Annotated in this window: 21 protein-coding genes; 12 read left to right on the plus strand and 9 right to left on the minus strand. The window is 55.6% G+C overall.

Features of this window, described 5'->3' with window-relative positions; genetic code table 11:
* Window positions 1-4: 4 nt before the first annotated feature.
* The 5 genes from LOC70_RS04295 to LOC70_RS04310 form a co-directional block, all read right to left on the minus strand.
* Window positions 5-1,129, minus strand: coding sequence for a TadE/TadG family type IV pilus assembly protein (locus LOC70_RS04295; protein WP_230252078.1), 1,125 nt, complete (start codon window positions 1,127-1,129; stop codon window positions 5-7).
* A 50-nt stretch (window positions 1,130-1,179) separates the two neighbouring features.
* Window positions 1,180-1,605, minus strand: a complete 426-nt coding sequence (locus LOC70_RS04300; RefSeq protein ID WP_230252079.1) for an A24 family peptidase — start codon at window positions 1,603-1,605, stop codon at window positions 1,180-1,182.
* A gap of 88 nt (window positions 1,606-1,693) precedes the next feature.
* On the minus strand, window positions 1,694-2,035 hold the full coding sequence (locus LOC70_RS04305; RefSeq protein WP_230252081.1) for a Flp family type IVb pilin: 342 nt from the start codon (window positions 2,033-2,035) through the stop codon (window positions 1,694-1,696).
* 428 nt (window positions 2,036-2,463) lie between these two features.
* Window positions 2,464-2,877: a DUF2946 family protein gene (locus LOC70_RS24580; RefSeq protein WP_390888993.1), complete on the minus strand. Its 414-nt coding sequence runs from the start codon at window positions 2,875-2,877 to the stop codon at window positions 2,464-2,466.
* A gap of 304 nt (window positions 2,878-3,181) precedes the next feature.
* Window positions 3,182-5,209: a hypothetical protein gene (locus LOC70_RS04310; protein WP_230252083.1), complete on the minus strand. Its 2,028-nt coding sequence runs from the start codon at window positions 5,207-5,209 to the stop codon at window positions 3,182-3,184.
* A 242-nt stretch (window positions 5,210-5,451) separates the two neighbouring features.
* Between LOC70_RS04310 and LOC70_RS04315 the strand changes: the two genes are divergently transcribed.
* The 9 genes from LOC70_RS04315 to LOC70_RS04355 all read left to right on the plus strand — a co-directional run bounded on the left by LOC70_RS04315 (window position 5,452) and on the right by LOC70_RS04355 (window position 18,269).
* The gene (locus LOC70_RS04315) at window positions 5,452-5,922 is read left to right on the plus strand and encodes a MarR family winged helix-turn-helix transcriptional regulator (RefSeq protein ID WP_230252084.1); all 471 of its coding nucleotides are present in this window, start codon (window positions 5,452-5,454) and stop codon (window positions 5,920-5,922) included.
* 115 nt (window positions 5,923-6,037) lie between these two features.
* Entirely contained in the window at window positions 6,038-6,781 is a 744-nt protein-coding gene (locus LOC70_RS04320) for a siderophore-interacting protein (RefSeq protein ID WP_230252086.1), read from the plus strand.
* Window positions 6,782-6,985: 204 nt separating this feature from the next.
* Window positions 6,986-7,780 carry an NAD(P)H-binding protein gene (locus LOC70_RS04325; protein ID WP_230252087.1) on the plus strand — a complete coding sequence of 265 codons (795 nt, stop codon included), beginning with the start codon at window positions 6,986-6,988 and terminating at the stop codon, window positions 7,778-7,780.
* Window positions 7,781-8,085: 305 nt separating this feature from the next.
* A complete protein-coding gene (locus LOC70_RS04330; RefSeq protein WP_230252088.1) occupies window positions 8,086-8,502 on the plus strand; it encodes a hypothetical protein in 417 nt (138 codons plus the stop codon).
* 96 nt (window positions 8,503-8,598) lie between these two features.
* Entirely contained in the window at window positions 8,599-10,071 is a 1,473-nt protein-coding gene (locus LOC70_RS04335; protein WP_230252089.1) for an efflux RND transporter periplasmic adaptor subunit, read from the plus strand.
* Window positions 10,072-10,152: 81 nt separating this feature from the next.
* Window positions 10,153-13,287 carry an efflux RND transporter permease subunit gene (locus LOC70_RS04340; protein WP_230252090.1) on the plus strand — a complete coding sequence of 1,045 codons (3,135 nt, stop codon included), beginning with the start codon at window positions 10,153-10,155 and terminating at the stop codon, window positions 13,285-13,287.
* Window positions 13,288-13,411: 124 nt separating this feature from the next.
* Window positions 13,412-14,740: an FMN-binding protein gene (locus LOC70_RS04345; protein ID WP_230252091.1), complete on the plus strand. Its 1,329-nt coding sequence runs from the start codon at window positions 13,412-13,414 to the stop codon at window positions 14,738-14,740.
* Entirely contained in the window at window positions 14,737-15,786 is a 1,050-nt protein-coding gene (locus LOC70_RS04350) for a non-reducing end alpha-L-arabinofuranosidase family hydrolase (protein WP_230252093.1), read from the plus strand. Before LOC70_RS04345 ends, LOC70_RS04350 begins: the two co-directional genes overlap by 4 nt.
* Window positions 15,783-18,269, plus strand: coding sequence for a 4Fe-4S binding protein (locus LOC70_RS04355; RefSeq protein WP_230252095.1), 2,487 nt, complete (start codon window positions 15,783-15,785; stop codon window positions 18,267-18,269). Before LOC70_RS04350 ends, LOC70_RS04355 begins: the two co-directional genes overlap by 4 nt.
* 170 nt (window positions 18,270-18,439) lie before the next feature.
* Here LOC70_RS04355 and LOC70_RS04360 read toward each other — a convergent pair whose 3' ends face one another.
* Both LOC70_RS04360 and LOC70_RS04365 read right to left on the minus strand, forming a co-directional pair.
* Complete coding sequence (locus LOC70_RS04360; protein WP_230252097.1) at window positions 18,440-18,730, minus strand: putative quinol monooxygenase; 291 nt, start codon at window positions 18,728-18,730, stop codon at window positions 18,440-18,442.
* 165 nt (window positions 18,731-18,895) lie between these two features.
* Complete coding sequence (locus LOC70_RS04365; RefSeq protein WP_230252098.1) at window positions 18,896-20,104, minus strand: hypothetical protein; 1,209 nt, start codon at window positions 20,102-20,104, stop codon at window positions 18,896-18,898.
* A gap of 425 nt (window positions 20,105-20,529) precedes the next feature.
* Here LOC70_RS04365 and LOC70_RS04370 point away from each other — a divergent pair, with 425 nt between their 5' ends.
* Window positions 20,530-20,880 carry a hypothetical protein gene (locus LOC70_RS04370; protein ID WP_230252099.1) on the plus strand — a complete coding sequence of 117 codons (351 nt, stop codon included), beginning with the start codon at window positions 20,530-20,532 and terminating at the stop codon, window positions 20,878-20,880.
* A 301-nt stretch (window positions 20,881-21,181) separates the two neighbouring features.
* On the opposite strand, the gene LOC70_RS04375 is transcribed toward LOC70_RS04370, so the two are convergent.
* Window positions 21,182-22,039, minus strand: coding sequence for an alpha/beta hydrolase (locus LOC70_RS04375; protein WP_230252100.1), 858 nt, complete (start codon window positions 22,037-22,039; stop codon window positions 21,182-21,184).
* Window positions 22,040-22,060: 21 nt separating this feature from the next.
* Complete coding sequence (locus tag LOC70_RS04380; protein ID WP_230252101.1) at window positions 22,061-22,342, minus strand: hypothetical protein; 282 nt, start codon at window positions 22,340-22,342, stop codon at window positions 22,061-22,063.
* 308 nt (window positions 22,343-22,650) lie between these two features.
* Here LOC70_RS04380 and LOC70_RS04385 point away from each other — a divergent pair, with 308 nt between their 5' ends.
* Entirely contained in the window at window positions 22,651-23,481 is an 831-nt protein-coding gene (locus LOC70_RS04385) for an EcsC family protein (RefSeq protein ID WP_230252102.1), read from the plus strand.
* A 403-nt stretch (window positions 23,482-23,884) separates the two neighbouring features.
* Window positions 23,885-25,102: an AI-2E family transporter gene (locus LOC70_RS04390; RefSeq protein ID WP_230252103.1), complete on the plus strand. Its 1,218-nt coding sequence runs from the start codon at window positions 23,885-23,887 to the stop codon at window positions 25,100-25,102.
* Window positions 25,103-25,119 lie beyond the last annotated feature (17 nt).

Genomic DNA, 25,119 nt, shown 5'->3' on the forward strand with positions numbered 1-25,119 from the left:
TCGCCTAGGGCGAAGGAGTTTCTGGTTTCTCAGGTAGTAGCACTTCCCTGCGAAAAATGGCGTGCGAGACAAGCGTTCGTCGGTAGGGACGAATGCCAATGGCACTGCCAGTCAATTCCGGGCTGGTCAACGCTCCATGAACGCCCAACCCATACTTCCCCCCGTACGTCCCCGCATAGATGCGTTCTCCGTCGCTGTTAAATTCAATCAAAGGCCGACAGAGCAATGTGCCACGCATCGCGTCGGGATTGATTGATTCCACTTCGCAATCGATGGCCGCGTTTGGATCGCCAACATTTGGAACGAACTTGCCGTTGTCTCGAAAGCTACTCATCCACGGTGACTGAGCGGGATAGTGCACGCGAAGGGCGACGACACCTCGAATGTTTTCGTCGGGGTTGTCCAGCATGAACGGATCGGGGTTGTTGCCGGAGTCATCGTCCGGCAGATCCTCGGTGTCGATTTCTTCGACCACGTCCACCCATCGAATTCGTTCCGCACCGCCGCCTCCGTTGTGGCCCTCTTGGCGTTCGATCACGAGGGGGATCTGCACCACAAATTCGTCGGCGACGTAGTCCAAGCCGATCTCGGGTTTGCCTTCCTCATCCTCCGTGCGTTCCAGCATCGCGCCCGGGTATCTCAGCAGTCTGCGGGTGGTTGTGATTTCGTTTTCCGAGGGAAGTTCACAATCCTCGGCTGATCCTCGTTCGACGAATTCGTCCATGATGTAGAGCGTCGCCAATTGCTGATTCAACAACGGCATTTGTGGAACCACATCGAGAAAGAAGTTGTAGTTGGGGATCTCTTGTTCCAACTCATCCAAATCGATCACCAACCAACGATCGTCGTAGATCCGACGCATCACCGTTCGGTCTCGCAAAGCTTCTTCAAAGCTGCAATCGATTGGCAGCGGGGTCTGAGACAATTCGCGTGCCCCGACGTTCGCCGCAACTTGAATTTGCCCCGCCGCGTGGATCCAAATACCGAACGTGATCGCTCCGCCCACCAACAAATACAGCACCAACGCGATCAGAGAAAACTCAATGAGAGCTTGCCCTGATCGATCGCATGCACAACCGCGAGCATCGCTGGCTCGCGATCTGCGTGTGGATGAAAGATCGTTACCCATAAGCTATTTGTCGTGCCCGGAACTCATTCGTCCGTGGAAGTTGGTGTCCTTCAGCAGTAAAACGATACGAACGCGATGTAGCCAATAAAGCCAAACAGAATGGCGGGCACATAGGCGTAGTCTCGCTGGCCGCGAAGCATCGCGATCAGCGACAGCACGCCACCGGCCATCGCCATCCAAAACAGAACAATTAGCAATCCGACGGGACCGACCAGCAGTCCCAGCGAAACAATCAACTTCCCATCGCCGCCGCCCAATTTCGCAAAGTGGAACAAGGCGTAAGCGATGAGCAGGCCAGTGAGACCACCGACCAGCACCCAAGCGATCGAGAGCCCAAGCCAACCAAGCAAGGAACTCACGATCGCGATGGTGCCGATCAAAACGGAGATCCAATCCGGGATCTCCCGTGTTCGCAAATCCTGCAAGCTAGCAACCAACAGCAAGCTGAAAGTGATGATTGCAATCACAGCGAACACGAAATGACAACTTCCCTTTCAGAAATCCGATTCGACGAAGCGAACTCGCCGAAGCAGAAATCGATGCAAAGAGTAACTCAAACTCTGATCATTCGGCTTCCAAGATCAAACCACCGAAATCAGTCGGAGTATCAAGACCAACGTTGTCTCCGAGACGCGAGTTTCCAGAATTCGCAGCAATTCCAACCGCATCAATTTCAATCGCCCCTGAAGTCCCATCGGCCGTTGTTTCGATAAGCTTTCCAGTTGTGATCGGCCCATTGTCATCTGTGTGTGCCCCAGGAAGGATCGTCGCCACCGCGGCGAACAGGTCACTTGTTTTGTGACCGAAAACCGAAACGGCGGCGGCACAGATCAAAGCCACACCGGCGATGATCAGACCGTATTCCACCAAACCTTGACCCTTCTTGTTGCGAAGCATCTTACGCATATTGTTTTCCTTCAAGAAAAACGAGTTAACAAAGTGTTTTGTCGCCTGGCAAAAGGTTCCGCATGACCAGTGCAGGCCGTGGATGGCGGCGACGAACGAACCATCCACGTTTGATCGGCTGGCGTGTAAAAACACGCGAAAAGTCGGAAGCGAGCTTCGATCCAACATGCAAATGCTGCAGTTCGAAAGCCAAAAATTTTCAATGGTGCCCCACCGCATGAGCGCAACCAATCGAGGTGTGGTCGGACCGTAATCAACTACACCCACGCGGCGGAACGTATTGAGACCATGCCACCGCCGGCTCCAAGCAGAGAATGAATGCGTGGCACAGCGTGCGCGCGGCAACTCCTTGGTGATTTCCAGCGATGATTCAACGCAACAAAAGCGATTTGGACTGCGTGCTTACGCAGGAACGCTCGTGCGTCGAACTAGGCGGGAGGGCCGCGAGGACGTGCCGTGGATCGATGCGTAGAGACATCAACTCGGGCGTAAAGAAGGGAGGCCTCATCAATCGACAACTCCGCGAGTGGCGGTGTCAAATCGACCGTGGTGAAACCGGTGGGAGCTCCCAAGGATTGACAGAGAAAGCAATCATGCGAGTCATGATCATGACCTGACGACGAAGATCCTGACTGCTTTGCATCGTCGCCTTCAACCGGCCGGCTAGCAGCGTCACGATGATGGCAACAGTGCGAGCAGGAACCGTTCTCGTTCGCTGCTGGAGCGGTCTCAACCGACGCGTGTCCATCGCATGAGCCGACGTGCAACCACACCGGGGCTTGCCCAAGGGCAACCACGCTGCAAAGCAGAATCGGCAAGACGGATCGGACCAGCGACGTCATGTTTGACTATCGAGCGACGGAATTTCGTAGAGATGCAGACGGTCCGACCAAGGAATCTAGCGGGTTTTACGATGACCACCAAAAAACGGTTCGTCAAGCCAGAAGGCGAAATTTCAAGCGCTTTCCTCAGGTCCATTGCCGCGTGCAAGCAATCTGCCGGTCCTAGCGACCCACCTCGGTCTCGCCGCAATCTTGTCGCCAGCCTACTGCGGTTCCCCGAGGCAATATGTGAGCTTGCAACGCGAGCAGCGGTTGGCAGGTTACTGCTCGCTGTTGCGTGACACGGCCTGTTGAGTGCCGAGACTCAGGCGTAGTAGACCGTGTAGAGCGTTTGGTCCTGGAACACTGTCGCCGCATTGAGGGTCAGCACCGCGAGATTGTCGTTGTAGATCGCAGTTCCGAGATGCGAGTAGATGGTCTCGTTTTCCTTGAAGAACGAGTCGGAGATATCCAGGTCTCCGCCATTCGCATTGAAGATGGCTCCACCGTGCACATCGGCCTGGTTGAACATCCAATTGGTATCCACGACTACCGTGGTTCCTGAGTTGTACATCGCACCACCCCGATGTCCGCTGACGTTGTTGATCAGCACGGAATCCAGGATCGACACGTGCCCGCTCGCCACGTGCAAACCACCGCCGTTGTTACCTGCGGTATTGCGATCGATGCGGCTACTTACAAGGTCCAGCGAGTTTCCATCAAAGAAAATGCCGCCGCCGTCGTTTCCGCTGACATTGTCTTTGAACTTCGTGTCCGTGATGACAGCGTTGGAATCACCGAGGATGCTGGCGCCACCACCATCTCCTTGGCTGACCAAATTTTGAACAATTCGGCTATCGTCAATCGTCAAAGAACTGTCAAAGGCAAACAACCCACCACCGGCAGATCGAGTCGAGTTGTCCACGATCAGGGTATCGCTGATCTGCACGTTGGAGAAGTTTTCAATGTAAAGGCCACCACCTCCGCTTTGTGACGTGTTGCCCGCGATGTCTGAATCTCTGATCTCAGCGACGCTGTTGTCGATCAGGATTCCGCCCGCGTCATTGGATGCATGGTTCCCCGCGATGCGAGTCCCCACAAACTCAGCGTTTGAATCAATGACAATCACTCCACCCGCGTTGCCTTCGGTCGCTGAGTTGTTCAGCAGACGCGAATCATTCACGTCGAGATTGACTTGAAACGCGAAGATCGCGCCGCCCGCAAAGCGAGCTTGGTTGGTTTGCATCACCGAGTCCTGAATGTCGACCGTGGATCCGACCGCATGAATGCCACCGCCGGAACTTCCCGAAACGTTGTCGTTGACTCGGCTATCTAAGAGAGTGACGCTGCTTTGCTCCACAAACAGGCCTCCGCCATCGACGCTGGCAGAGTTGCCAGAAACGTTGCTGTCGATGAAGGTGGCATCGCTGTTGCCGAGCACTGAGATCGCGCCGCCACTGCCCTCAGCGGTTTCGTTGCCTGTGAGAGCGGAGTCGATCACAGTGACCGAACTGTCAAATGAGAACACACCACCACTCCCGTATCGTGCCGAGTTATTACGAATTCGCGAATCGGTGAGGCTGACGGTTGCTCCCCGCTCGACGAAGATTCCGCCACCTGCACCTCCTGCGGCGTTGTCCTCGATGTCCGTTCCAGAGATCGACAGAAGTGCATCTTCGGCGAAGATCGCTCCGCCGCGGTTGCCGGCTTCGTTGTCCTTCAGCACGGAATCGACAATGGTGACTGGCGCGTTAGCGATCGAGCGAATCGCGCCGCCGTCACCAAACGTGGAAGTGTTGTTCTTCAGCACGGAGTCTTGGATGGTCAGCGAACCCGAGTTGAAGATGGCACCACCAGCGAATTTCGCGACGTTGTTGGTCAGCACTGAATCGATGATCGTCAGGTCGCCCTGGTTTTCGATGGCACCGGCGATGTCAGCGGAGCCGCCTGTGAGCTTGAGTTCTCGGAGGCTGACTTGGCTACCAGGCGAAACGAAAATCCCACGACGTTGCGATCCAGATTGTTGGCTGGAATCTAGGGTTGCAGTACCACCTGTGCCGTGCAGTTCTACTTGGCCGGTGGAGTCCTGAATGACCAATGCAGAATTCAATTCGTAATTCCCGGCCGGAATTTCGATCACATCGTCACCCGGCGTGCTAGCGGCAATGACGATGGCTTCTCGAATGCTGGTGACGCCATCGTTTGGATCACTAACATCCGTGGTGGTATCGACGATGACCGCCAAAAGCCGCCGGCTTTCCATCAATTCAAGCTTCAGTCGACGTCGTCGTTGAGGTTGACTGAGTTTGGCTTCCGTGGCGGTTCGTCGAAAAAGACGCTGCGAGATTTGCATAAAAATCCAATTCTTTGCAAAGAGGGGAGTGGGGACAACTCTTGGATCAAACGTATCGGCGTGGGTTTCAGGAGTCAACAAAAACGGAGCGTTTCACAACCACGCGTGATTGCGTTGATAGCGAGGTCATCTGCAAGCAAAGCGATTCGCTGAAGCGTTTTAAAATGAAGCTCAATCAGAACAGTTGACGGTGTCAACGTTCACGCATAAAGTTGACACTGTCAACGTTCAGGAGAATTCAGATGTCGAGTTCAGGATCGATAGGTGCGAGTGCACTCGGAGATGGCTTCGCTTCGCTGAGTGAATCGCTGCATGGTTTGATGCATGCTCACCGGCGGCAGCTTCGGGAGGGCGTTCGGCGTCACGGAATTGAAGTGCCCGTCACTCACCTGCGAGTTTTGAAATGCATTCGCAATTGCCCTGACAGCACGGCACGTTCCATCACGCAAAAGATGGAGATGGACAAGGCGCAGTTGGCTCGTGTGTTGAACGATTTGTCGCAGTGGGAATACGTTCGCAAGAAAGAGAACCCGGCGGATCGCCGAAGCCAGTTTCTTTCTCTGTCACCATCGGGAAAACGCTTGCTGAAGAAATTGGATCGGTGCGAACAGGAGGCTGCGGCGGAGATGACTGGTGGCTTGAGCGAGAGACAGATCCAGTCATTCATGCGAATCGCACAATCGATGATTGCGTCTCAACGTCAGGATTCGTAGTCGCGTTTTTCTGCACGATTGTTTCTGCGTGAAAGCGTTGGCTGAATTGAATTTGCAAACAGAGTGCTGCGGCGAAGGGTCGCCTCGCACGGTTACGTATCGGAAGTTAGGAATCATGGCAAAACGGCCTGTTCGAGAATTGGAAGTGATCCGCTCGGTCCCGCTCAGCAAACACATGCTGCGGATTACCTTGGGAGGCGACGCGATGGCAGAGTTCCCAGCAGATCAAGAAAGTGCCTACGTGAAGCTGGTGTTTCCGCAGGAAGACGACCAGCGTCCGTTGATGCGAAGTTACACCGTGCGAAAGCAACGGCCAGGCGAGATCGACCTGGATGTTGTTCTGCACGATCCCTCCGGGCCGGCTTGCACATGGGCACGCTCAGCATCCGTCGGCGACCGCGTGATGGTCGGAGGCCCCGGGCCGAAGAAGTTGATCGAGCCGGACGCGGATTGGTTTCTATTGGCGGGCGATCTATCCGCTCTGCCCGCGATCAGCGTCAACTTGGAACAGCTGCCATCGGCCGCGGTGGGTCACGCTGTGATTGAAGTTCCAAGCGAAGATGCGATTCTTGACATCGATCACCCGGACGGTGTGCGTTTGCACTGGGAAGTGAACCCGCGGCTCGAAGCGGACCGAGAGTTCCTGGCATCCAAGGTCCGTGCCTTGGATTGGCATGAAGGACGCGTCAGCGTTTGGGCGGCGTGCGAATTCAATAGCATGCGATTTCTGAGACACTATTTGTGCGACGAGAAATCGGTGCCAGCAAGCAATCTGTATCTCTCCAGCTACTGGAAGTTGGGGCAGTCAGACGAGGGGCACAAGGAAGCCAAGCGACTGGACAACGAACAACGATCCTGACTCATGCGACTGCATCCTATGCTGGGCTCATTTAGTCCTTTGGAGGCTGAAGTTTGCTTTATCCCGCAGCATGACGTTCTCAAATTTACATTGATTCTCAAAAGACAATCTATCCACGTTCAGCCGAAAGAGGGAGTGCCATGACTCGATTCGCCATCACATCCGCCAGCGGCCAATTGGGCGCTGCGATCACGAAAGCGACGATTGAATTGGTTGGCCAAGGACGCGGTCGTTGGGCTGGCTCGTACTCCTGCCAAAGCAGAGTCGCTCGGCGTGGAGATTCGACCGGGCGACTACGAGCAACCGGACCAACTTCGGCAATCACTGGACGGCGTGGACACCGTTCTGCTGGTTTCGGGAATGGACTCGCCGGAAAAAAGAATTGGCCAGCATCGCAATGTCATCGAAGCCGCGAAGAATGCGGGCGTGACGAAGATTGTCTACACCAGCATTCAGGTTGCGGAGAGCGGCACCGCCTTCTCGCCGATTGTTCAAAGCAATCGCCAAACGGAAGCCGACATTCGCGAAAGCGGTCTGGACTGGGTGATCGGCAGGAACGGAATCTACATCGAGCCTGACGTTGACTACATGGACGAATACAAACAGCGTGGTGAGATCGCGAATTGTGCGGGCGGTGGCAAATGTGGCTACACCACACGCCCGGAACTTGCGACTGCCTACGCTCACATGATGACGGAATCCCACCACAACGGGAACACCTACAACTTGCACGGGCAGGCCATCACACAAAGCCAGCTGACCGATTATCTCAATCAGACCTTCGGGACCGATTTGTCTTACCGCGACATGACGGTGGAGGAATATCGCAAGGATCGCACAGAGGAACTGGGCGATTTCATGGGCACGGTGATCGCTGGCATTTACGAAGGTATCCGCAACGGCGCGCTCGACAACGAAAGCCACTTCGCCAACGCAGCGGGATGCTCGCATCAAACATGGGAAGACGACTTCCGATCAGTCGCAAACAGCGTGGCCTGAAGAAACAGCGTTGCCCGGACAAAGCGATCTTCTTGCAAAGCTCAAGTTCGCACGCGACCGGACTCGCGAGTGAAGTCAATCATCATGGGGATCGATGCTCTTTGTCCAATCCGTTCCGTGAAAACTGACAGAGCAGTTACGAGACGTGGCCGCATTGGAATTCCATCGGCGAGTCGTCCTAGTTACAATCGAGGCGTTGACTCAATCGCGGCGAGCCTGTTGGCTTTCGTTGCGACTCATCGGCCCGTCCCAACGGATACGTTTTGAATCCCCGCCCGCTTCTGTTGAAACTGCAACGTCGGCTCGTGCAATGCGTGCTTGTGATTGCGATGTTGTATCAGATGGGAGCTTGCCCCTGCGGATGCCTGGAGCACAACGCTTGGTTGCAGTTGCTAGACGGTTTCAGCCATGCCGACGGACATTCGCATCCATCGCTGGTGCAGTTGTCACAAAAAGATTCGGCAACCACTGCTGCCGGAGAGGTGTCGAACTCGGACAACCACGATTGCACGGGTGAGCCGAGGACGCTGTACACCCGAGGCTCGCGAAATCCGATGCCGGCAAACGGCGACTGCGTTCAATCGCTGGATGTCGCTGACACCGCGAACGGTGCGTTCGGGGCTTTGATGGTGGTCGCGGATGAACGGGGGAGAGGCATTGATTCTCGCGGGCTGAACGTGCGCGCGCTCAGTCGTCCCGCTCTTCAGGTTTTCCGCCTCTAAGCCTTTCTTTTCTTTCACGAATGTTCTGGGACATCCGTCCCATTTTTTGCCGGCGGCTCAGAGAAGTCGGCAACGTTCCATCAGAAAAGAATCGCTATGTCACAACAAGGTATCTCTCGTGCGGGATTGCGTGCATTGATCGCTGCGGGAGTGCTCACTCTCGTCTTTGGTTTGGGAACCGCAGCCGGCCTGGTCCTGTCACCGTCAACCGTTCATGCCCCCGAGGATTTGCATTCGGATGATCCGCACCCCGCGGGGATGTCCGACTTGCACATCGAAGACGAGGACACCGAAGAAGACCACCTTGAGGAGAATCACGAAGAGGACCATGTCGCGCTGACCGAGCAGGCGTATGCCAATTTGGGTTTGCGGATGGGAATGGTGCAACGAGGCGATCACTGGAAAACCCAGTTGGTTCCAGCTCGAGTGGTCGAGATCCCCGGTCGTAGCGACTTGTCCGTTTCGGCGCCAGTCACGGGCATCGTGCAGAAGGTTGAGGTCCTCCCCGGACAGAGCTTGGTTTCCGATTCGACTTTGTTTTCGATTCGGATCACCGATCAAGCCGTGATCGACGCTCAATCGCGATTACTGGAAACACTGACGCGACAGGAAGTCGCCAATCAAGAGATCACGCGTTTGTCTCCACTGGTCACCTCGGGGGCGGTTTCGCGAAACAAGCTGCGCGATTTGGAATACGAAATCAAACAGCTCTCGGCTCAGCAATCCACGTTGGTTCAAGAACTGCGAAGTCGTGGGTTGCCTTCTGCGAGCGTGGACCAAGTGTTGCAGAACCGGGAGTTGGCGACGGAACTGAAGGTGTCTCCGCCTAGCTTCATCGATTCGGATATGAACTCCGAAGAAGTCTCCGGTTTTTCGGTCGAAGATTTGATGGTGCACCCGGGTATGTCCGTGGCCCGTGGTGATTTGCTATGCAGCGTGGCCTATCACTCGCGTTTGTACTTGGAGGGCATGGCATTCCAGGATGATTTGCATGTCTTGGACCGCATCATGCAACGGGATTGGATGGTTGTGGTGGATGATCACTCAGCCGAGCATGCTCATGGTGCGTCTGTCGAACTGCCTTTGCTACGCATCGACAACCATGTCGACGAAGCGACGCAGAGCGTGACCTTCTTTGTCGAGCTTCCGAACGAAGTGACACGAGATCGCGTTTCCGACGGACGGTTGTTCCAACAATGGCGTTTCCGACCGGGCCAGCGGCTGCATCTTCGGCTTCCGGTGGAGCAGTGGAAGGACCAATGGATGCTGCCCGCCGAGGCCGTTGTGGTGGAAGGCCCCGATGCATTCGTCTTTGTCGAGCACATCCATGACGAAGAGGACGAACCGGAACACGATGACCATGACGTGATGATCGAGTTGGAGCCTGTGCCGATCAGGCTGCTGTACCGAGACGATCGCATCGTCGTGATCCAGCGTGACGACCAGCAGGATTTGGAAGAGGAGTTTACGACCCACCGAGTCGCCCTGAACAACGCTCAGAAACTGTACCTGGCGATGAAAATGCAGGCGGAGGGCGGCGGGGGCCACCACCATCACCACGACCATTGACGGTTGGTGGTTTGACCGAGGGTCGTTTATCTGACTCGCGGTTCGCTGTTTCTCCTTCGTCGCTCCCCAAGAATTCGTTTCATGTTGAATTTCATCATTCAGTTTTCTCTTCGGCATCGGTTGGTCATCTTGTGTGCCGCTATCGCCGTGATGGTACTGGGCAGCATCGTTGCGCAGACATTGCCGATCGATGTGTTGCCAAGTCTGACTCGCCCCCGCGTTGTGATCGTGACCGAGTGCGAAGGGATGGCACCTGAAGAGGTCGAGCAACGTGTGACGTTTCCCTTGGAAGCGAATTTGAATGGTGCCGCGGGAGTCATCGCGGTGCGTAGTTCTTCCGGGATTGGATTGTCCGTGATCAACATCGAGTTTGATTGGGACACCGACGTGCAATCGGCTCGGCAAATTGTTCAGGAGCGGTTGACTCTGGTGGTGGATCAAATGCCGGCGGGGGTGAAGCCACAGATGGGACCACGTTCCTCGTTGTTGGGGCAGATCGCTTTGGTGGCGATGTGGAGCGACGATGGATCGACGTCGCCGATGGAACTGCGAACCACGGCGGATTGGGTGGTACGGCAGCGGCTGAAAAAGATCCCCGGCGTGTCACAAGTCATCACCATGGGCGGTGATCGAAAGCAAATCCATGTGCAAGTCGACCAGCACCAATTGCACCGATACGAAGTGAGTTTGGCGGAGGTCGAATCGGCACTACGAGACAGCAACCAAAACGTGACGGGCGGGTTCATCAGCCGAGACGGAAAGGAATTTCTGATCCGCGGAATTGGACGCTACGTCGACGTCGATGAGATCGGTGAGACCACGATCCGATCCACTGGTCAGCGAGCATTGCTGTTGAAGCAGGTCGCGAAGATCAGCGAGGTGGCTCAAATCAAACGTGGGGATTCGTCCGTCAACGGTCAATCAGCAGTTGTACTGACCATTCAAAAGCAACCGGGTGCGGATACACGATTGGTCACGGAATCGGTTCATGCGGCACTCGCGGAGTTGCGGCCGTCGCTGCCGGCGGACGTCGAACTGCAGACCACTTACGAGCAAAGGGAATTCATCGACCACAGTGTCGCGAATGTCTTGGAGGCACTTCGTGACGGTGCGATCTTGGTTGTGGTGGTGTTGTTTTTGTTCCTGCTGAACTTTCGGACCACCTTCATCACGCTCACCGCGATTCCGCTGTCGGTGTTGGTGACCGCATTGGTGTTCCGTTGGTTGGGTCTGTCGATCAATGTCATGACGCTGGGTGGTTTGGCGGTCGCGATGGGCGAGTTGGTCGACGATGCGATTGTCGACGTCGAGAACATTGCACGGCGACTGAAAGAAAACGCGTTGTCCGCGAAACCGAAGTCGGCTTTGGCGGTGATCTTTGACGCCAGCGTGGAAGTGCGAAATGCAATCATTGTCAGCACGGTCTTGGTGGTGATTGTGTTCGCTCCGTTGTTCGCGCTGACTGGGATGGAAGGTCGCCTGTTTGCGCCTCTGGGAGTTGCGTATCTGGTGTCCATCGCCGCGTCGACGTTGGTTTCGCTAACGGTCACCCCGGTGCTTTCCTCTTTCTTGCTGCCCAAAGCCAAGGCGACTCATCGGGAAACGGACGGTTGGCTGCTTCGGGGTTTGAAAAGCATCGTCCGGCCGATCATTCGGTTCAGTATGCATCCCGTTGGATTGACGGCATCGCTTTCGGTCCTGGGCATGGGGTGTGTTGTTGGATCCGTGGTGGCCTGGAACATGGGGCGGGATTTCTTGCCACCGTTTGACGAAGGTGCAGCCCAAGTCAATTTGTTCGCACCGCCGGGAACATCGCTGGAGGTCAGTCGCGAACTGAGCCAAATGGCGGATCGCAATTTGACGAAGCTGCTCAAGTCCGAAACCAATCCCACGGGGCCCTTGCTCTGGTTCACCTGTCGCACGGGACGGGCCGAACAAGACGAACATGTGATGGGGGTGAACATCAGCGAGTATGTGATCACACTGAATCCGGACAGTGGGCTGAGTCGAGAAGAGCTGATTGAGCAGTTGCACGAAGCGGTCGAGCATGTGCCGGGTGTTGAAACGGAAGTCGAACAACCGATTGCGCACCTGATCAGTCACATGCTTTCGGGCGTCACCGCGCAGATCGCAATCAAACTGTACGGCGATGATCTCGAAACGCTGCGTGAAGAAGCCGAGCACATCAAGCACACCATCGAATCGATCCCCGGCATCGCACCACCGATCGTGGAGCAGCAACAACCGACGCCACAAATTCGTGTGGAGTTGAAGAAAGACATGCTGGCGTACCACGGTGTAACGGCCGGATTTGTGAATCACTTCATTGAAACGGCGCTACACGGTCAAGAGGTTTCTCAGCTAATCGATGGCCAGCGCACATTCGACATTTTGCTTCGACTGAAGGAGTCGCAACGTCGTGACTTGGCGAATTTGCATCGGGTTCCCATGGAGCTTCCCAATGGGCGACGGGTGCCTTTGGGAACCCTTGCAAAAGTCTATGAAACATTGGGGCCCAACACGATCCATCGGGAAGATGGTCGAAGGCGGATCGTCGTTCGCGTCAACACGCTGGGACGCGATGTTGGCAGCGTGGTGTCTGAAATCAAAGACCGCATCACCGCCCAGGTTGAGTTACCCGAAGGATACTTCCTTTCCTACGAAGGGCAGTTTGAAGCACAGCAGAAAGCCAACCAGAGAATCTTTTGGCTGAGTCTGGTTGCTTTGGTGGGAGTCTTGCTCGTGCTGATTTCGACGTACAGCTCGCTCAACATCGCTTTGCAATTGCTGATCGCACTGCCAGCCGCCTTCGTGGGAGGAATCCTCGGGTTGTATGTCACCGGCCAAACGTTTTCCGTGGCGGCGACCGTGGGATTCGTTTCCTTGGGCGGGATCGCCGCGCGGAATGGGCTACTGCTTGTCTCGACCTATTTCAAGCGTTCTCAAGACGAAGGAGTCTCGGAGAACGTGATTGTCGAGGGCAGCTTGGATCGATTGGCTCCCGTGATGATGACGGCCCTGACCACCGGGTTGGGTTTGGTGCCGCTGGTGATCGGTGGCCATCTGCCTGGCAAAGAAATTCTGTTCCCCGTCGCCACGGTCATCCTTGGTGGCTTGATCACCGCAACGATGGCGGAATTCCTGATCCGGCCGGGACTGTTTTGGTTGTTGTTGGACGACCGAACGAGAATCGAGCCACCGTCCGTGCATGACTGATTCGTGACCACTTACAATCATTCGCGTTGCCAGAGCGAACGAGGGCTGATCTTCGATAAAAAACGATCCACCGTCAGCATGAAGAAACGCCTGCCTCCATCCATCCCCACCACGAGACGACTTGATGAATCAATCCATTGACAACCGATCAACAGTTCGGATCCTGCGCATCCAAGGGTTTCGGATCGCGATGTTGGGATGGCTGCTCTTAGGTGGTTTGGTCGTATCCGCCGAAGACAGCGTTGAGTTTCTGAACGGGACGACCTTGAGCGGAAAAGTGCTGGAGATTCGCAAGCCGCAAAAGGAGTTTGATTTTGAATCTTCCATCGCGGGGCAAACGGTCTCTCGCACATATTCCTATTCCGCGATCCACGCCGTGACATTTGGCGGCAAACGGTTTGTGATCAATCCAATGAAGTCCGCTTCATCCGATACTTCGGATGTCTCCAATGGCGAGACGGTGCAACGCAGCCGCAATGAAGTGAAACAATTGATCGCTGAACTGGGGGCGAGCGATCCGGATTGGTTGGACAGCACCTCCCTCAATCACCCAAAGTCATTGGACCTCAGTTGGCCCATGAAAGCCGAAGGGCCGTGGAACGAGTCCAAGAACGTGGGCCAGTACATGTGGGGACGGGTCAATCCCAATCCGTCACGATGGCGATCCGGAGTCAAGCTGATCTACGAATGCATGGACCTGCATCAAGGAAATCGCGAACTGTTGAAGCGTGATGCTTCGGCTCTGGCCAGCAAGTATTTCGAGCTGTTTCAAGACTATCCCCGCGCGGCGTATTGGTACGAGAAAGCCGATGCCAAAGTGAACCAGCCAACCGGGGTTCACTTGGCGGAGTGTTATTACCGACTGGGCAACAAAGCGATGGCGATGGCAATGCTTCGTGGGCAATCCTTGCATGTCGATGCGATCAAGCTTCTTGGCGAAATGGGCGAACTGGACCAAGCTTTGAAAGTCGCCGATCGTTTCGCGAAAACGCGGGCCTTCAACGAGGCGTTTCTAAACGCCGGCGACGCACTTCGTTCGGCGGGCAAGCACGAAGAAGCCCTTCGGTACTACCAACAAATTCTGGATCGCAACGAAGCGAGGAACGCGGAATACCTCCAACGTTTTCGCGGACGAGCGAGCGATTCCATCGAAGCGATTCGCTTGTTCGAACAGGCGGACGTGAGCAAGGTTGCCGATGGCGTCTACCGCGATCACGCTCGAGGCTACAACGGCGACTTGCACGTCCAAGTTACCGTCGCCAGTGGTCGCATCGAATCAGTGGAGGTGACACAACATAAAGAGAAACAGTTTTACGCGGCGTTGACCGACACGCCAAAACAAATCATCGACACACAAGGCGTCCGTGAGATCGATGGGACAAGCGGGGCCACGATCACTTCGCAAGCCATCGTCAATGCGACGGCTCGCGCTTTGGCACAAGGAGCAAAATGATGCGTTGGCTTGGTTTGGTATTACTTGGCACGATTACATCGCTTCTGGCAGTTCAACGTGCCATCGCGGAAGAATCCGTCTGGAAATCGGGTGACTTTCATTGGAAAGTGGGGCCTCGGTTGGTTTCCGTCAACCAAGAACACTTCCCAGAGTCGGAACACCCGTGGGTGGCGGTCAAAGATCCCAGCATTGTGCGTTACCAAGATCGCTGGCATCTGTTCTGCACGCTGCGCAACCAGAGCAAAGGCGACGGACGCATTCGAATCGGGTACTGCAGCTTTGAAGACTGGCCCGACGCGGCCAACGCCGACTGGAGATTGCTGGACCTGACGATGCAGTATCACGGCGCCCCGCAGATTTTCTATTTCGAGCCGCAGAAGAAGTGGTACCTGATCTACCAAGCCGTCGATGAGTCTCGCGGGCTAAGTTACGGACCGTGCTACTCGACGAACGACTCAATTGACGATGCCGAATCATGGACCAAGCCGGCAGCGTTGTACGTCGTGCCGGAAGGAAAGAAAGCCGGACTGGATTACTGGGTGATCTGTGATGACTCGTTGGCTCACTTGCTCTTCACATCGCTGAACGGCCAAATGTGGCACGCGAAAACTCGGCTGGACCAATTTCCTAACCAAGGATGGAGCGAACCCGAGGTGGTGTTGACGGCGGATATCTTCGAAGCCAGCCACACCTACCGTATCCGCGATCGCCAGCAGTACGTGACGTTGGTCGAGGCCCAACACGGCAAACGCAGATACTTCAAACTGTTCGTCGCGAATCATCTGGATGGGCCATGGAGCCCTCTCGCCGCCAGTCGTGAAAAGCCGGCTGTCTCCGTTCGCAATGTCGTGAACCAAGAAGATTCTTGGGCGACGTCCTACAGCCATGGCGAGTTCTTGCGTGCTGGCCACGACCAACGCCTGGTGATCGATCCGGACAACTTGACCATGTTGTTTCAGGGAGCCGACGATCGCGAATATCAAAAGGGTGGATACGGTGACATCACTTGGCATTTGGGACTGCTGAAGCAGGTGAAGTTGCCATGAGCGAAGCCAAGATCACGCCGGTTGCCAGCCGTGGATTGGCGATCATCCTCGGCTTGATGGCACTGCTTCTCGGCGGTGCCTTGTTTTTTGATTGGGGTGCCGTGGATCAGTGGAGCGACGCAGGGCGAGCATGGGGATGGCTGGTCACCGCGATCAGCTTCTCGCTGGCAATCGTTTTGGCTCAAACCGGCTGGCGAGATCGCCGCTCGCCTTCGCGGTTGCGTTTGGATTGGTATCTGCCGGCGATCAAACGTTTGCCACCCTCCACCAACCCCAGCGGTTCCATTCTCGGCCGAACCTTTCGGAGACTGCTGCCCGGTTTGCAATCCAATTGGCAAACGAAACAGCGCGGGTTGCTGCGACGTTGGTTGCGACGATTGGGCCCAAGCTGGGTTGCATCGCCGCTGAGACGCCTGAGCCAAGCCACTTGCCTGATCGTGTTCTGTTGGTTGTTTTTCTATGTGTGCTGGCCGTATCACGCCCAACCGAATCTTACAAACACTTTGGCGGACGTGACCTTTGTTGCGTTCGACCAAGACAGCCAAGCAGCAACGTTCCAAGCAAGCTTCTCGACCAAGAGCGACGAGACAGCCAACAATCGTGACCACTCGGGCAATGATTGGAAGGCGGGAGCCACTTGGTTTCTGACATCCAAGCAAGCGGCGTCGGGTAGTTCCCCCGAACAGAACGCGCTCGGTGAATTCGCGGTGATCGACAAGTCAGAAGACTCCGTTCTTTTGCGGCCAGTCGGAGATTTGAGTCCGTTGTTCGTGGATGTCATCACTGGAATGTCATTGTCCAAGGAGTTTGAAGCGACCGATCGTGATCCACTGGCATGGCCGGATCACTACACCGAAAACTTGGACACGAAGGAATGGATTCCAGCGGAGACCTTCTTGATGATCGATCCGCTGTTGAGTTTGTCGACCGCGATTGCTTCACGCAGTTGGGTATGGTCACTGTCATGTGCCGCCGCGATCTTGATCGTCTGCGTTTGTGTGCCCCGAGGCTTCTGCGGCTACTTGTGTCCGCTGGGCACCACGATCGATTTGTTCGACTGGGCCATTGCAGGCAGAACCAAACGCTGGCGAGTTCCCGACGAAGGGTGGTGGGTGCATGTGAAGTACTACTTGCTCGCGGGAATCTTGCTGGCCGCTTCAGCCGGCCTGCTCGTGTCCGGTTTCTTTGCCGCCATCCCCGTTGTCACACGCGGGTATTTGTTCCTGTTTGATCCATTGCAAAGCGGGGCTACTCGTGGCTGGCATTTGGTACCGAGCATGAACGTCGGGCATATCGTCAGCGTCGTCATGTTCTTCGCGGTGCTGGGACTGGGATTTTTGCGGCCTCGGTTCTGGTGCAAATACGTTTGTCCCAGCGGAGCGGTGTTCTCACTTGGAAACCTGTTTCGATTGACCGAGCGGAAAGTGGAATCCAGTTGCATTCACTGCAACAAGTGCGTCGAAATTTGCCCGTTTGATGCGATCAAGCCGGACTTCACCACACGCGTCACGGATTGCACGCTTTGTCAGTCCTGCGCGGGAGTCTGTCCGACCCATGCGATCAAGTTTGTGGAACGTTCCAACTTGGTCCAGTTGAAGGTTGAGAACGATCCACCAACGCACGAAACCTCCTTGGGGCGCCGAGGCTTTCTTTCGCTGGCGACCGGGTCTGCCGCTAGCATCGCGGGGGCAGCCGGAATCACCGTGCTAGGCAAAGGCTTGGGAGCCAACTTGGATGATCCCGATGCGTTTCGCCCCATACGTCCGCCGGGCAGCGTTCCCGAACAAGAGTTCTTGGAAATGTGCATTCGCTGTGGCGAATGCTTCAAAGCTTGTCCCAACAACGTGCTGCAGCCATTGGGTTTCGAACAGGGACTGGAAGGACTTTGGACGCCGGTGGTCCAAGCGGATTGGGCCGGTTGCGAATCGAGTTGCAACGCATGCGGCCAAGTTTGTCCGACCGGTGCCATTCGCGCGTTGCCCCTCGATGAAAAACGGCACGCTCGAATGGGATTGGCAATCGTCAACGAGACAACCTGTCTGCCGTTTGCCGGCAAAGAATCATGCGACCTGTGTGTTCAAGAATGCATTTCCGCCGGCTACGACGCGATTGAATACACACAGGTGGGCGTCGAGGTGGATGCGCAAGGCAATCCGGTGGATGGAACGGGGTTCACGGCGCCGGTTGTTCTGGCTGACAAATGCGTTGGCTGCGGTCTGTGCCAAACTCGTTGCGTCGCGATCAATGTGAAAGAACGCGGCGTCCTGGATCATTCCGCCATCATTGTCGAGACAGGTGAGGGCCGCGAAGACCGGGTGATGTCCGGGTCTTACAAAGCGATGCACGATGAACGTCAATCGGCATCCTTGCGAATCATCGAATCAGATACCGAAACAGAGACACCAGCCGCCGAAGCGACGATCCAGATGGATGATCCATTCGGAACGGAATCTGAGCCCTCCGACGACATCAGCCCGTTCTGACGAGCGGCCTGACCAACGTTTGCATGAGTTGCTTGGCTGCCCCGTGGAAGCCGCGATGGTGATCGCATCCTTTGCGGAGCAAACGGCGACTCTGTTCGTACCAACAGCAGAGCAAGCACCACTCAGGCCGCATACAAATCAGGCCAAGCACCAATCAGGCCTCTTCCCAATCAAGCAATGTGTGTCAACTCATGCAGGACGAACTCTTCCACCATACCTTCGGTGGCAGCCTGATACGCTTTGATGTGGTCGTTGTTGGTGTGGTCCTGCCACAATTCGCGAGAATCCCAAATTTCAAAGAACAGAAAATGGGCCGGGTTCTCGTTGTCCTGATGCAAGTCGTACTGCACGCAGCCCGCTTCTTCGCGAGTGATCGGAACTAGATTTTCCAGTTGCGATTTCACGAAGTCGACTTGATCCGATTTCACTTTGATACTGGCGACGATCGTCAGTTTTGCCACGATGGACTCCGAATGGATTGAGGTTCAACAACGCCGGGGCCAAATGCCAAACATTCGCGAATCACCGACGCTGTGTCACATCATGCCATCTGCGGCGAGCTTGTGAAATCGTAGTTGCAAACGCTGACGCTGCCTTCGCGGGGAGAATGGCGACCGCGAGATCACTCACTCGGCGGCGACCGCTTCGAAGATCGCGATTTGGCCATCGTTGCGTTTGCCTTTCTGGTTCTCGCCACCGTTTGGCCATGACAGGGCAATCCCGAACAGTTTGCCATCACGCTCAACGGCACAAAAACCATGCATGTGATGCATGTATTGCAAGCCGTCGTAATCGGCCGGGACCAATCGCCCGACCGGTTTGCCATCGGCAACGATCAGGACTGGAGCCACACCGTTGCTGTCGGCCAAAGGATTGAGCAACGGCAGATACATTTCGTTGCCGAACAGAGCGAGATTGCATGGGTTGGAACGAGGTGGCAACTGGATGAATTTTTCCTCGGAGGTTCCGGGCAGCTTTTGCATTTCGCCTTTGGCATCGAAACCGTAGACACGTCCGTGAGCACGCGAGGCAACTTCAATCACTTCGTCTCCATCGATCGTGGTCACTTCCACGCCGTGAGCGGTCGCGAAAGGGCCTCCTTGGCTGGTTTTGCCACCCCAAGCCGCACCGGTCCATTTCCAATTCCCGTCAACGAACTTGGCGGTCAACGCGTAGTCACCAGGTGCGTAGCCGGTCACGACGATCAGCGATTCCGCTTCGGGTGCAAACACGACATCACATGGTGCGAACTTGCCTCCGTCGGCGTAGTACCTGTTGATGGTTTCGTTTTCGAATTCGCCACCTTTAGGTGAGGTCAAAACAGCGACCACTTCACCACGTTTGGAAAGAACCACTTCGCCGGTGTTGGTGGAGGCGAAGGCCCAGTAGGACTCGTCGTTGAACAAAAAACAGTCCGCTCCGTGAGAGTTCATTCCCTCCGCGAACTTGGGGTCCTGGTTTTCAACCAAGCTCCACGATTTCAATTCCGCATCCAGTGCAACCAAACCATGTCGGCTGACGACCGTCACAACTTCCTTGGTCACGGGGTCTTGGTCGGCGTTGTTGTGCAGTCCGCCTTTGGCCGCGGCGGCCAGCGCGTCCGATTGTTGGCCGAGGTCGGCACGGTGCTTCCAAGCGTAGGTCACGTCACCGATTTGGAAGGTGCTGGGCAGATTCGGATCGGTCGCACTGGACTTGGCAACCAGGGTTTCCGACGAATGCTCGTGACCTTCGTGGGCGACGCCAGTGTTGGCGATTCCGCTGCATAAAAGACCAGCGAGAAACGCAGGAACGAAACATCGAGCAGAGATAGAAATGGACGCGTTGCGACGCATGGAGACTCTTGATTTGCATTGAGAACTGAACGCGAGCGAAGCGGGATGGTGTCACGTCGTGAGAAACAACGTTCGCAATCGCTGGCGGTGGAGAGCGGACAATGAAGTGGCAGCTGAACAGATACAAAGACGTGTTCCAGACCAACTGGAGGCGGTCGATGTCCGCGAATCGCGTTCGGAATGAGCCGTCCTCGTAGCAGCCGTCACTTCATGAGTTGAAAAATATAGCTGCGGTCAAAGTCATCGCTATCCCATCCGTCACTGTTGCGATGCCAAGCGACAACGGGCGTCAATCAATAGATCCCGGCAAGGTAAGAGAACGTTCCGTTATCGCTTCCCTGAGTGCTAGCGGCCTACGCTATGAATAGGCGGGGACATGCAATCGAGCGAATGATTCTTTCGAAAAAAGATGCTGATCGCGACGCGTGAATCTTTCGCTAGCCAGTTTGACGACCGAACCACACGAAGAAGGACAAGTCGCGGGCTGCAAAGAGCATTGCGAAGAATGCCCGGCCAAGAAAGTCCTCTGCGAAGAAAGACTCCTGCCGAGAATCAGTTTTGCGAAGAAAGACGATGGGTGGGTGCGATCGCAACGCAAACGCACCCATCGCATTGCCCGCCGTGGTTACCCATCCGGGCTGACGGTCGATCAGGCGGCCATTGCCGAGCAGCTTTCATGGCACTTGCGGCAGCATTCGACACAGGCGTCCATGTCGCCGACCTGCTGGCAACTCTTCGCACACGCATCGCAAATCTCTGCGCAGGCACGACAGTAATGCGAGTGAAAGTCGCTGTTTCGGCTCATGAAGTCGACGCAGGCCGAACATGCGGCGGCGCAATCCAGCATCAACTTGACGTGTTCTTGCTCGACGTGTGAGCCGCCTTCTTTCAAACACACTCGAGTGAGCATGTCCTGGATGGTTGTCTGGCAGTTCTGGCAATTTTCAATGCATTGATCTTTTGAGAGGGTAGCAGTTCCCATGTTTGACTCCTGGTAAGAACAGACGGAACGTGAACCCAACGGTTCACCCGAAATCAAGGTCCGCAACTGATGTACCAGTCATTCCGCGCGGGCAGTCATTCCGAGGAAGTCGCCTCCAGCCACGCCTCGATGGCTCGGTAAGCGCGATCGCGATCCGCTTCAATCAAGAGCGAATGCCTCATGCCCACCAGCGGGACATGTTGGCAATGCGATCCCGCTTGGCGAACGAAGTCAACCGTCGTTTGGGAATCACAGAGTTCGTCTTCGCTGCCCGTCAGCACCAGCAAGTCATGTTCAAGCTCGCTTGCGTGATCCAGCAACCAAATTCCGTGATTGAGAAGCTGGCTGCCAATCCCAATCGACAAGCTTTCGTGGACCAACTCGTCCGTTGCAATTTTGCGAAGTGCGTCATCGTCCTGCGTCAATTGTGTCGGGTCGATCGATGCCGAAACGCGAATGTGCGGGATCAGCTTTCCGGTCAGCCAAGCCGCGAAGGCTTGCGGTCGGGTTGGTGGATTGGGCGGCAGAATCATTGGGTTGGTGACCACCGCGCGGCGGACATGCTGGTTTTCTCGACCGAGCAATTGATTGAGTACCAAGTTGCCGCCCATGCTGTGACCAAGCAAAACCAATTCGGCACTGGGAAACTGCTGAGCGGCAAAATCCAGTGCAACCGTGATATCGTCGACCAGCGTCTCAAAACTAGGTGCATCGCCACGAGCACCGGGGCTTTCACCATGACCATGTTGATCATAAAGGACGACCCCGCGTCCTTTGTCCGTCATCCGCTGAACAAAATCTGGATAGCACCCGACATGCTCGCCCAGTCCATGGACCACCACCCAACATAAATCCGCCGCCGCGGGGCCGTCGACTTGGCAGTGCAACTCCCTTCCGTCCAGTGTTTCGAAATGGGTGAGCTCGGAGCTGCTTGGTTCAAGATTGGAAACCATGTTTGGACATCGCCGTGAGTATCACGCGTCTTCGCGTTGGATGAATTTGCAGAAACGACTGACGTCTCCCTCCGCGGTTTCGTCATCGTGCAGAAACGCGAGTTGAGCTTCTTCGAACTTGGCAAAGAAATCTTCCCAGCTAATCGTCGACAGTTCGTCGTTGCGTCCGCCGTGCGGAAAGTCGATGCGAAGCAACCCAACATCGCTATCGGATCGGGTGGTGGATTCGACGGTGGAGGGAACTCCGCCGCGTTCTTGAACCCATTGTTGGATAGTCGAGTGGTCAGTCGTTGTCTTGGCCATATCGTAGATCCTCGGAAAGGTTGGTCACAAATTTGCACAGTGAGACAGACAACACGGAATCGCCAACGCTATCCTGCTCAACGGGCCTGCTGAACTGGCCTGCTGAACTGGCCTGCGCAGCTAGATTGGTAGCCGGCTTTCACGTGGGTGTGTCGCTGGTGCAATCTCCACGCAAGGTCCGTGCCACCCAACTGTTCGATCAAATTTGGATCGCCGAACCCGAGTGAGACTCACCGCAGCGATGGTAGGTTTGGCCCACACTCATCAACCATTCTCGACGCATCGTCGCTTCATCGGAGAACAAAGTTTTGAACGAGAACTTGCTGACGGACGAACTTCCCGCTGATGCTTTGGAAGAACTTCGAATCGCGAAAAAGACGTTGGAGCATCATGGGATCGCGGATCGGCTGACCGAGATGATTGGTGCACCGATTACCGCTTCGCTACGCATGCTGCCCGACGGTGTCGAATCCGCAGTCCATGCGGCGATCGATAAATCGCTGCACGTCGCATTGGACGTGGCACTCAAAACACTGGGCGAAGGCGAGGGCTCGGGCGGCAAATTGGGCAAACCCAAACTGCTGTCACACAAAGTCCTGGCCGGTTTGAGTGGGGCCGCGGGAGGTGCGTTGGGCGGAGCGACCGTGGTGGCGGAATTGCCCGTTTCAACGGTGTTGATTCTACGTAGCGTCGCGGATATCGCACGCAGTGAAGGCGAGGATTTGGCGCAGGTCGAAACACGTTTGGCGTGCTTGGAAGTCTTCGCATTGGATCCGGGAAATGATGCCGAGATCGATGATGAAACCGAGATCGGATACTTCGCCGTACGAGCCGCCATGGCCAAACAGATCAAAGACGCATCGACCTACATTTTGAAACACGGCGTGCGTGACCAAGCTGCTCCACCTTTGGTTCGCTTGGTGGCTCAAATTGGCAAGCGATTTGGCGTCGTTGTCAGTGAGAAACTGGCGGCTCAGGCGATCCCAGTAATTGGTGCGGTTGGCGGAGCGTTGATCAACAGCTACTTCATCGATCACTACCAAGATCTCGCTCGGGCCCACTTCACCATCCGCCGACTCGAACGGCAGCACGGCGAAGCGTTGATTCGCGAAGCCTACTCGAACCTGGAAGTAAAGTGATCGCTTCGGCAATTTCCGTGATTGGCCCCGCATGACGCCGTCCGACAAGACGCGGCCAGAGAGGTTGCGACCAAACAGAACGCCACACAGCATTGAATGGTCATTTCGCGACCAGGTTGCTCCATGACCGAACGTTTTTCGTGAGAACCGGAGTCGAACAGTGTTTGCGGCGGAACAGTGCTCGCGGCGGATTGATTGGGTGACAAGATGCTTTGCACCGATCCCAAAATTCCTTTCTCCAGCTGGGATTGGTACGACCTTTGCAATTTCAGACGTCGCTCGCGGAAATGCTGGGGTTTCTGGCGAATGCACGGTGTAGGTTTCCTCCCGCGACTCGATAGTTTGCGGTGATCGGCCAAGACCGGTAGCTGTTTGAATCACCCTGCTGAGCCATTTCACCGCAATGACCAACACGCAATCCGATGAGGTGCTTCAGGCAGAGCCCTCCCCAATCGATCGACGAATGGGCGTTCTATCAGCCCGCATCTGTGCGGCAATGTTGGTGCTCTACGCGTTGTACTACGCTCGCAGTTTGGTGATTCCCGTGGTCACCGCGATCGTGCTCTACCTGACGTTGCGACCGATCGTCCGACAAGGAAAACGCTGGGGCGTCCCGTCGTCGATCGGTGCGATTGGCATCATCGTCGGCATCCTGCTGATGCTGGGACTGGGAACGTACGTGGTGATCGAACCTGTGAAGGAGAGCATTGCGGATGCACCGCAACACCTCGCCGAAGTCAAAAGCAAGTTGGCTTTCATCACCGATCGATTGCAAGACGTCGACGAAGCAACCGCTGAACTGGCGGAAGCGGAACGCGAATCGGAGGCGGACTCGGCTCGTGAGAAACCCGTTCCCGTTGAAATCAAACAACCGACTTGGACGAGCGGCTGGTCTTACTTGAGTGGCACTGGAAATGTCGTCTCGTTCTTAACCATCTGCATCGCACTACTGTACTTTCTGCTCGCCACAGGAGACGACTTGCTGCGAAGCGTGATGCGTTCGCTTCCCAGTTTCTCTTCGCGAAGGAAACTGGTTGAGGTCATTGAAAACGTACAAGAAGGTCTGGGTAGTTATCTCGCCCAGGTATCGGCCATCAACGCTGGATTGGGCGTGGTGGTTGGCGTCGCGATGTGGATCCTCGGAATGCCCTCGCCGATACTGTGGGGCGTGATGGCGTTTGCATTCAACTTCATCCCGATCGTGGGAGCGATCGCGGGTGCGGGAATCATTTTCTTCGTCGCGTTGTTGAACTTCGACCCCGCTTACTACGCCTTTGTCGTGACGCTGGTGTTCATGACCTTGACGTCTCTGGAAGGACAATTCATTACGCCGGCGATTTTGGGACGGTCCATGCAAATCAGTCCGGTGCTGGTTTTCCTGTCCATCGTCGTTTGGGGATGGATGTGGGGAATCATGGGCGTCTTCCTCAGCGTTCCAATCTTGATCGCAGTTCGCATGGCGTGTGAGGGCTACGACGAATTGCGACCTTTGGCGATGATCCTGGGTGCGGAACAACCCAAGACAGACGACCAAGCCGAACGCTCCGTCACACGAGAAGCGGCGAGCAACGAACGAACACCGTCGGAATCAGCGATGACAACTTCTGTCACCGCGAACTGACATCCAACTCTTCTCCA

This window comes from Rhodopirellula halodulae, assembly GCF_020966775.1.
Classification (GTDB): Bacteria; Planctomycetota; Planctomycetia; order Pirellulales; family Pirellulaceae; genus Rhodopirellula; species Rhodopirellula halodulae.

Excerpts from the sequence above, each read along its gene's own strand:
- LOC70_RS04295 (WP_230252078.1), bottom strand. The coding sequence starts at position 1,129 with ATGGGTAACGATCTTTCATCCACACGCAGATCGCGAGCCAGCGATGCT.
- LOC70_RS04305 (WP_230252081.1), bottom strand. The coding sequence starts at position 2,035 with ATGCGTAAGATGCTTCGCAACAAGAAGGGTCAAGGTTTGGTGGAATAC.
- LOC70_RS24580 (WP_390888993.1), bottom strand. The coding sequence starts at position 2,877 with ATGACGTCGCTGGTCCGATCCGTCTTGCCGATTCTGCTTTGCAGCGTG.
- LOC70_RS04310 (WP_230252083.1), bottom strand. The coding sequence starts at position 5,209 with ATGCAAATCTCGCAGCGTCTTTTTCGACGAACCGCCACGGAAGCCAAA.
- LOC70_RS04315 (WP_230252084.1), top strand. The coding sequence starts at position 5,452 with ATGTCGAGTTCAGGATCGATAGGTGCGAGTGCACTCGGAGATGGCTTC.
- LOC70_RS04320 (WP_230252086.1), top strand. The coding sequence starts at position 6,038 with ATGGCAAAACGGCCTGTTCGAGAATTGGAAGTGATCCGCTCGGTCCCG.
- LOC70_RS04335 (WP_230252089.1), top strand. The coding sequence starts at position 8,599 with ATGTCACAACAAGGTATCTCTCGTGCGGGATTGCGTGCATTGATCGCT.
- LOC70_RS04340 (WP_230252090.1), top strand. The coding sequence starts at position 10,153 with ATGTTGAATTTCATCATTCAGTTTTCTCTTCGGCATCGGTTGGTCATC.
- LOC70_RS04345 (WP_230252091.1), top strand. The coding sequence starts at position 13,412 with ATGAATCAATCCATTGACAACCGATCAACAGTTCGGATCCTGCGCATC.
- LOC70_RS04350 (WP_230252093.1), top strand. The coding sequence starts at position 14,737 with ATGATGCGTTGGCTTGGTTTGGTATTACTTGGCACGATTACATCGCTT.
- LOC70_RS04355 (WP_230252095.1), top strand. The coding sequence starts at position 15,783 with ATGAGCGAAGCCAAGATCACGCCGGTTGCCAGCCGTGGATTGGCGATC.
- LOC70_RS04365 (WP_230252098.1), bottom strand. The coding sequence starts at position 20,104 with ATGCGTCGCAACGCGTCCATTTCTATCTCTGCTCGATGTTTCGTTCCT.
- LOC70_RS04375 (WP_230252100.1), bottom strand. The coding sequence starts at position 22,039 with ATGGTTTCCAATCTTGAACCAAGCAGCTCCGAGCTCACCCATTTCGAA.
- LOC70_RS04380 (WP_230252101.1), bottom strand. The coding sequence starts at position 22,342 with ATGGCCAAGACAACGACTGACCACTCGACTATCCAACAATGGGTTCAA.
- LOC70_RS04390 (WP_230252103.1), top strand. The coding sequence starts at position 23,885 with ATGACCAACACGCAATCCGATGAGGTGCTTCAGGCAGAGCCCTCCCCA.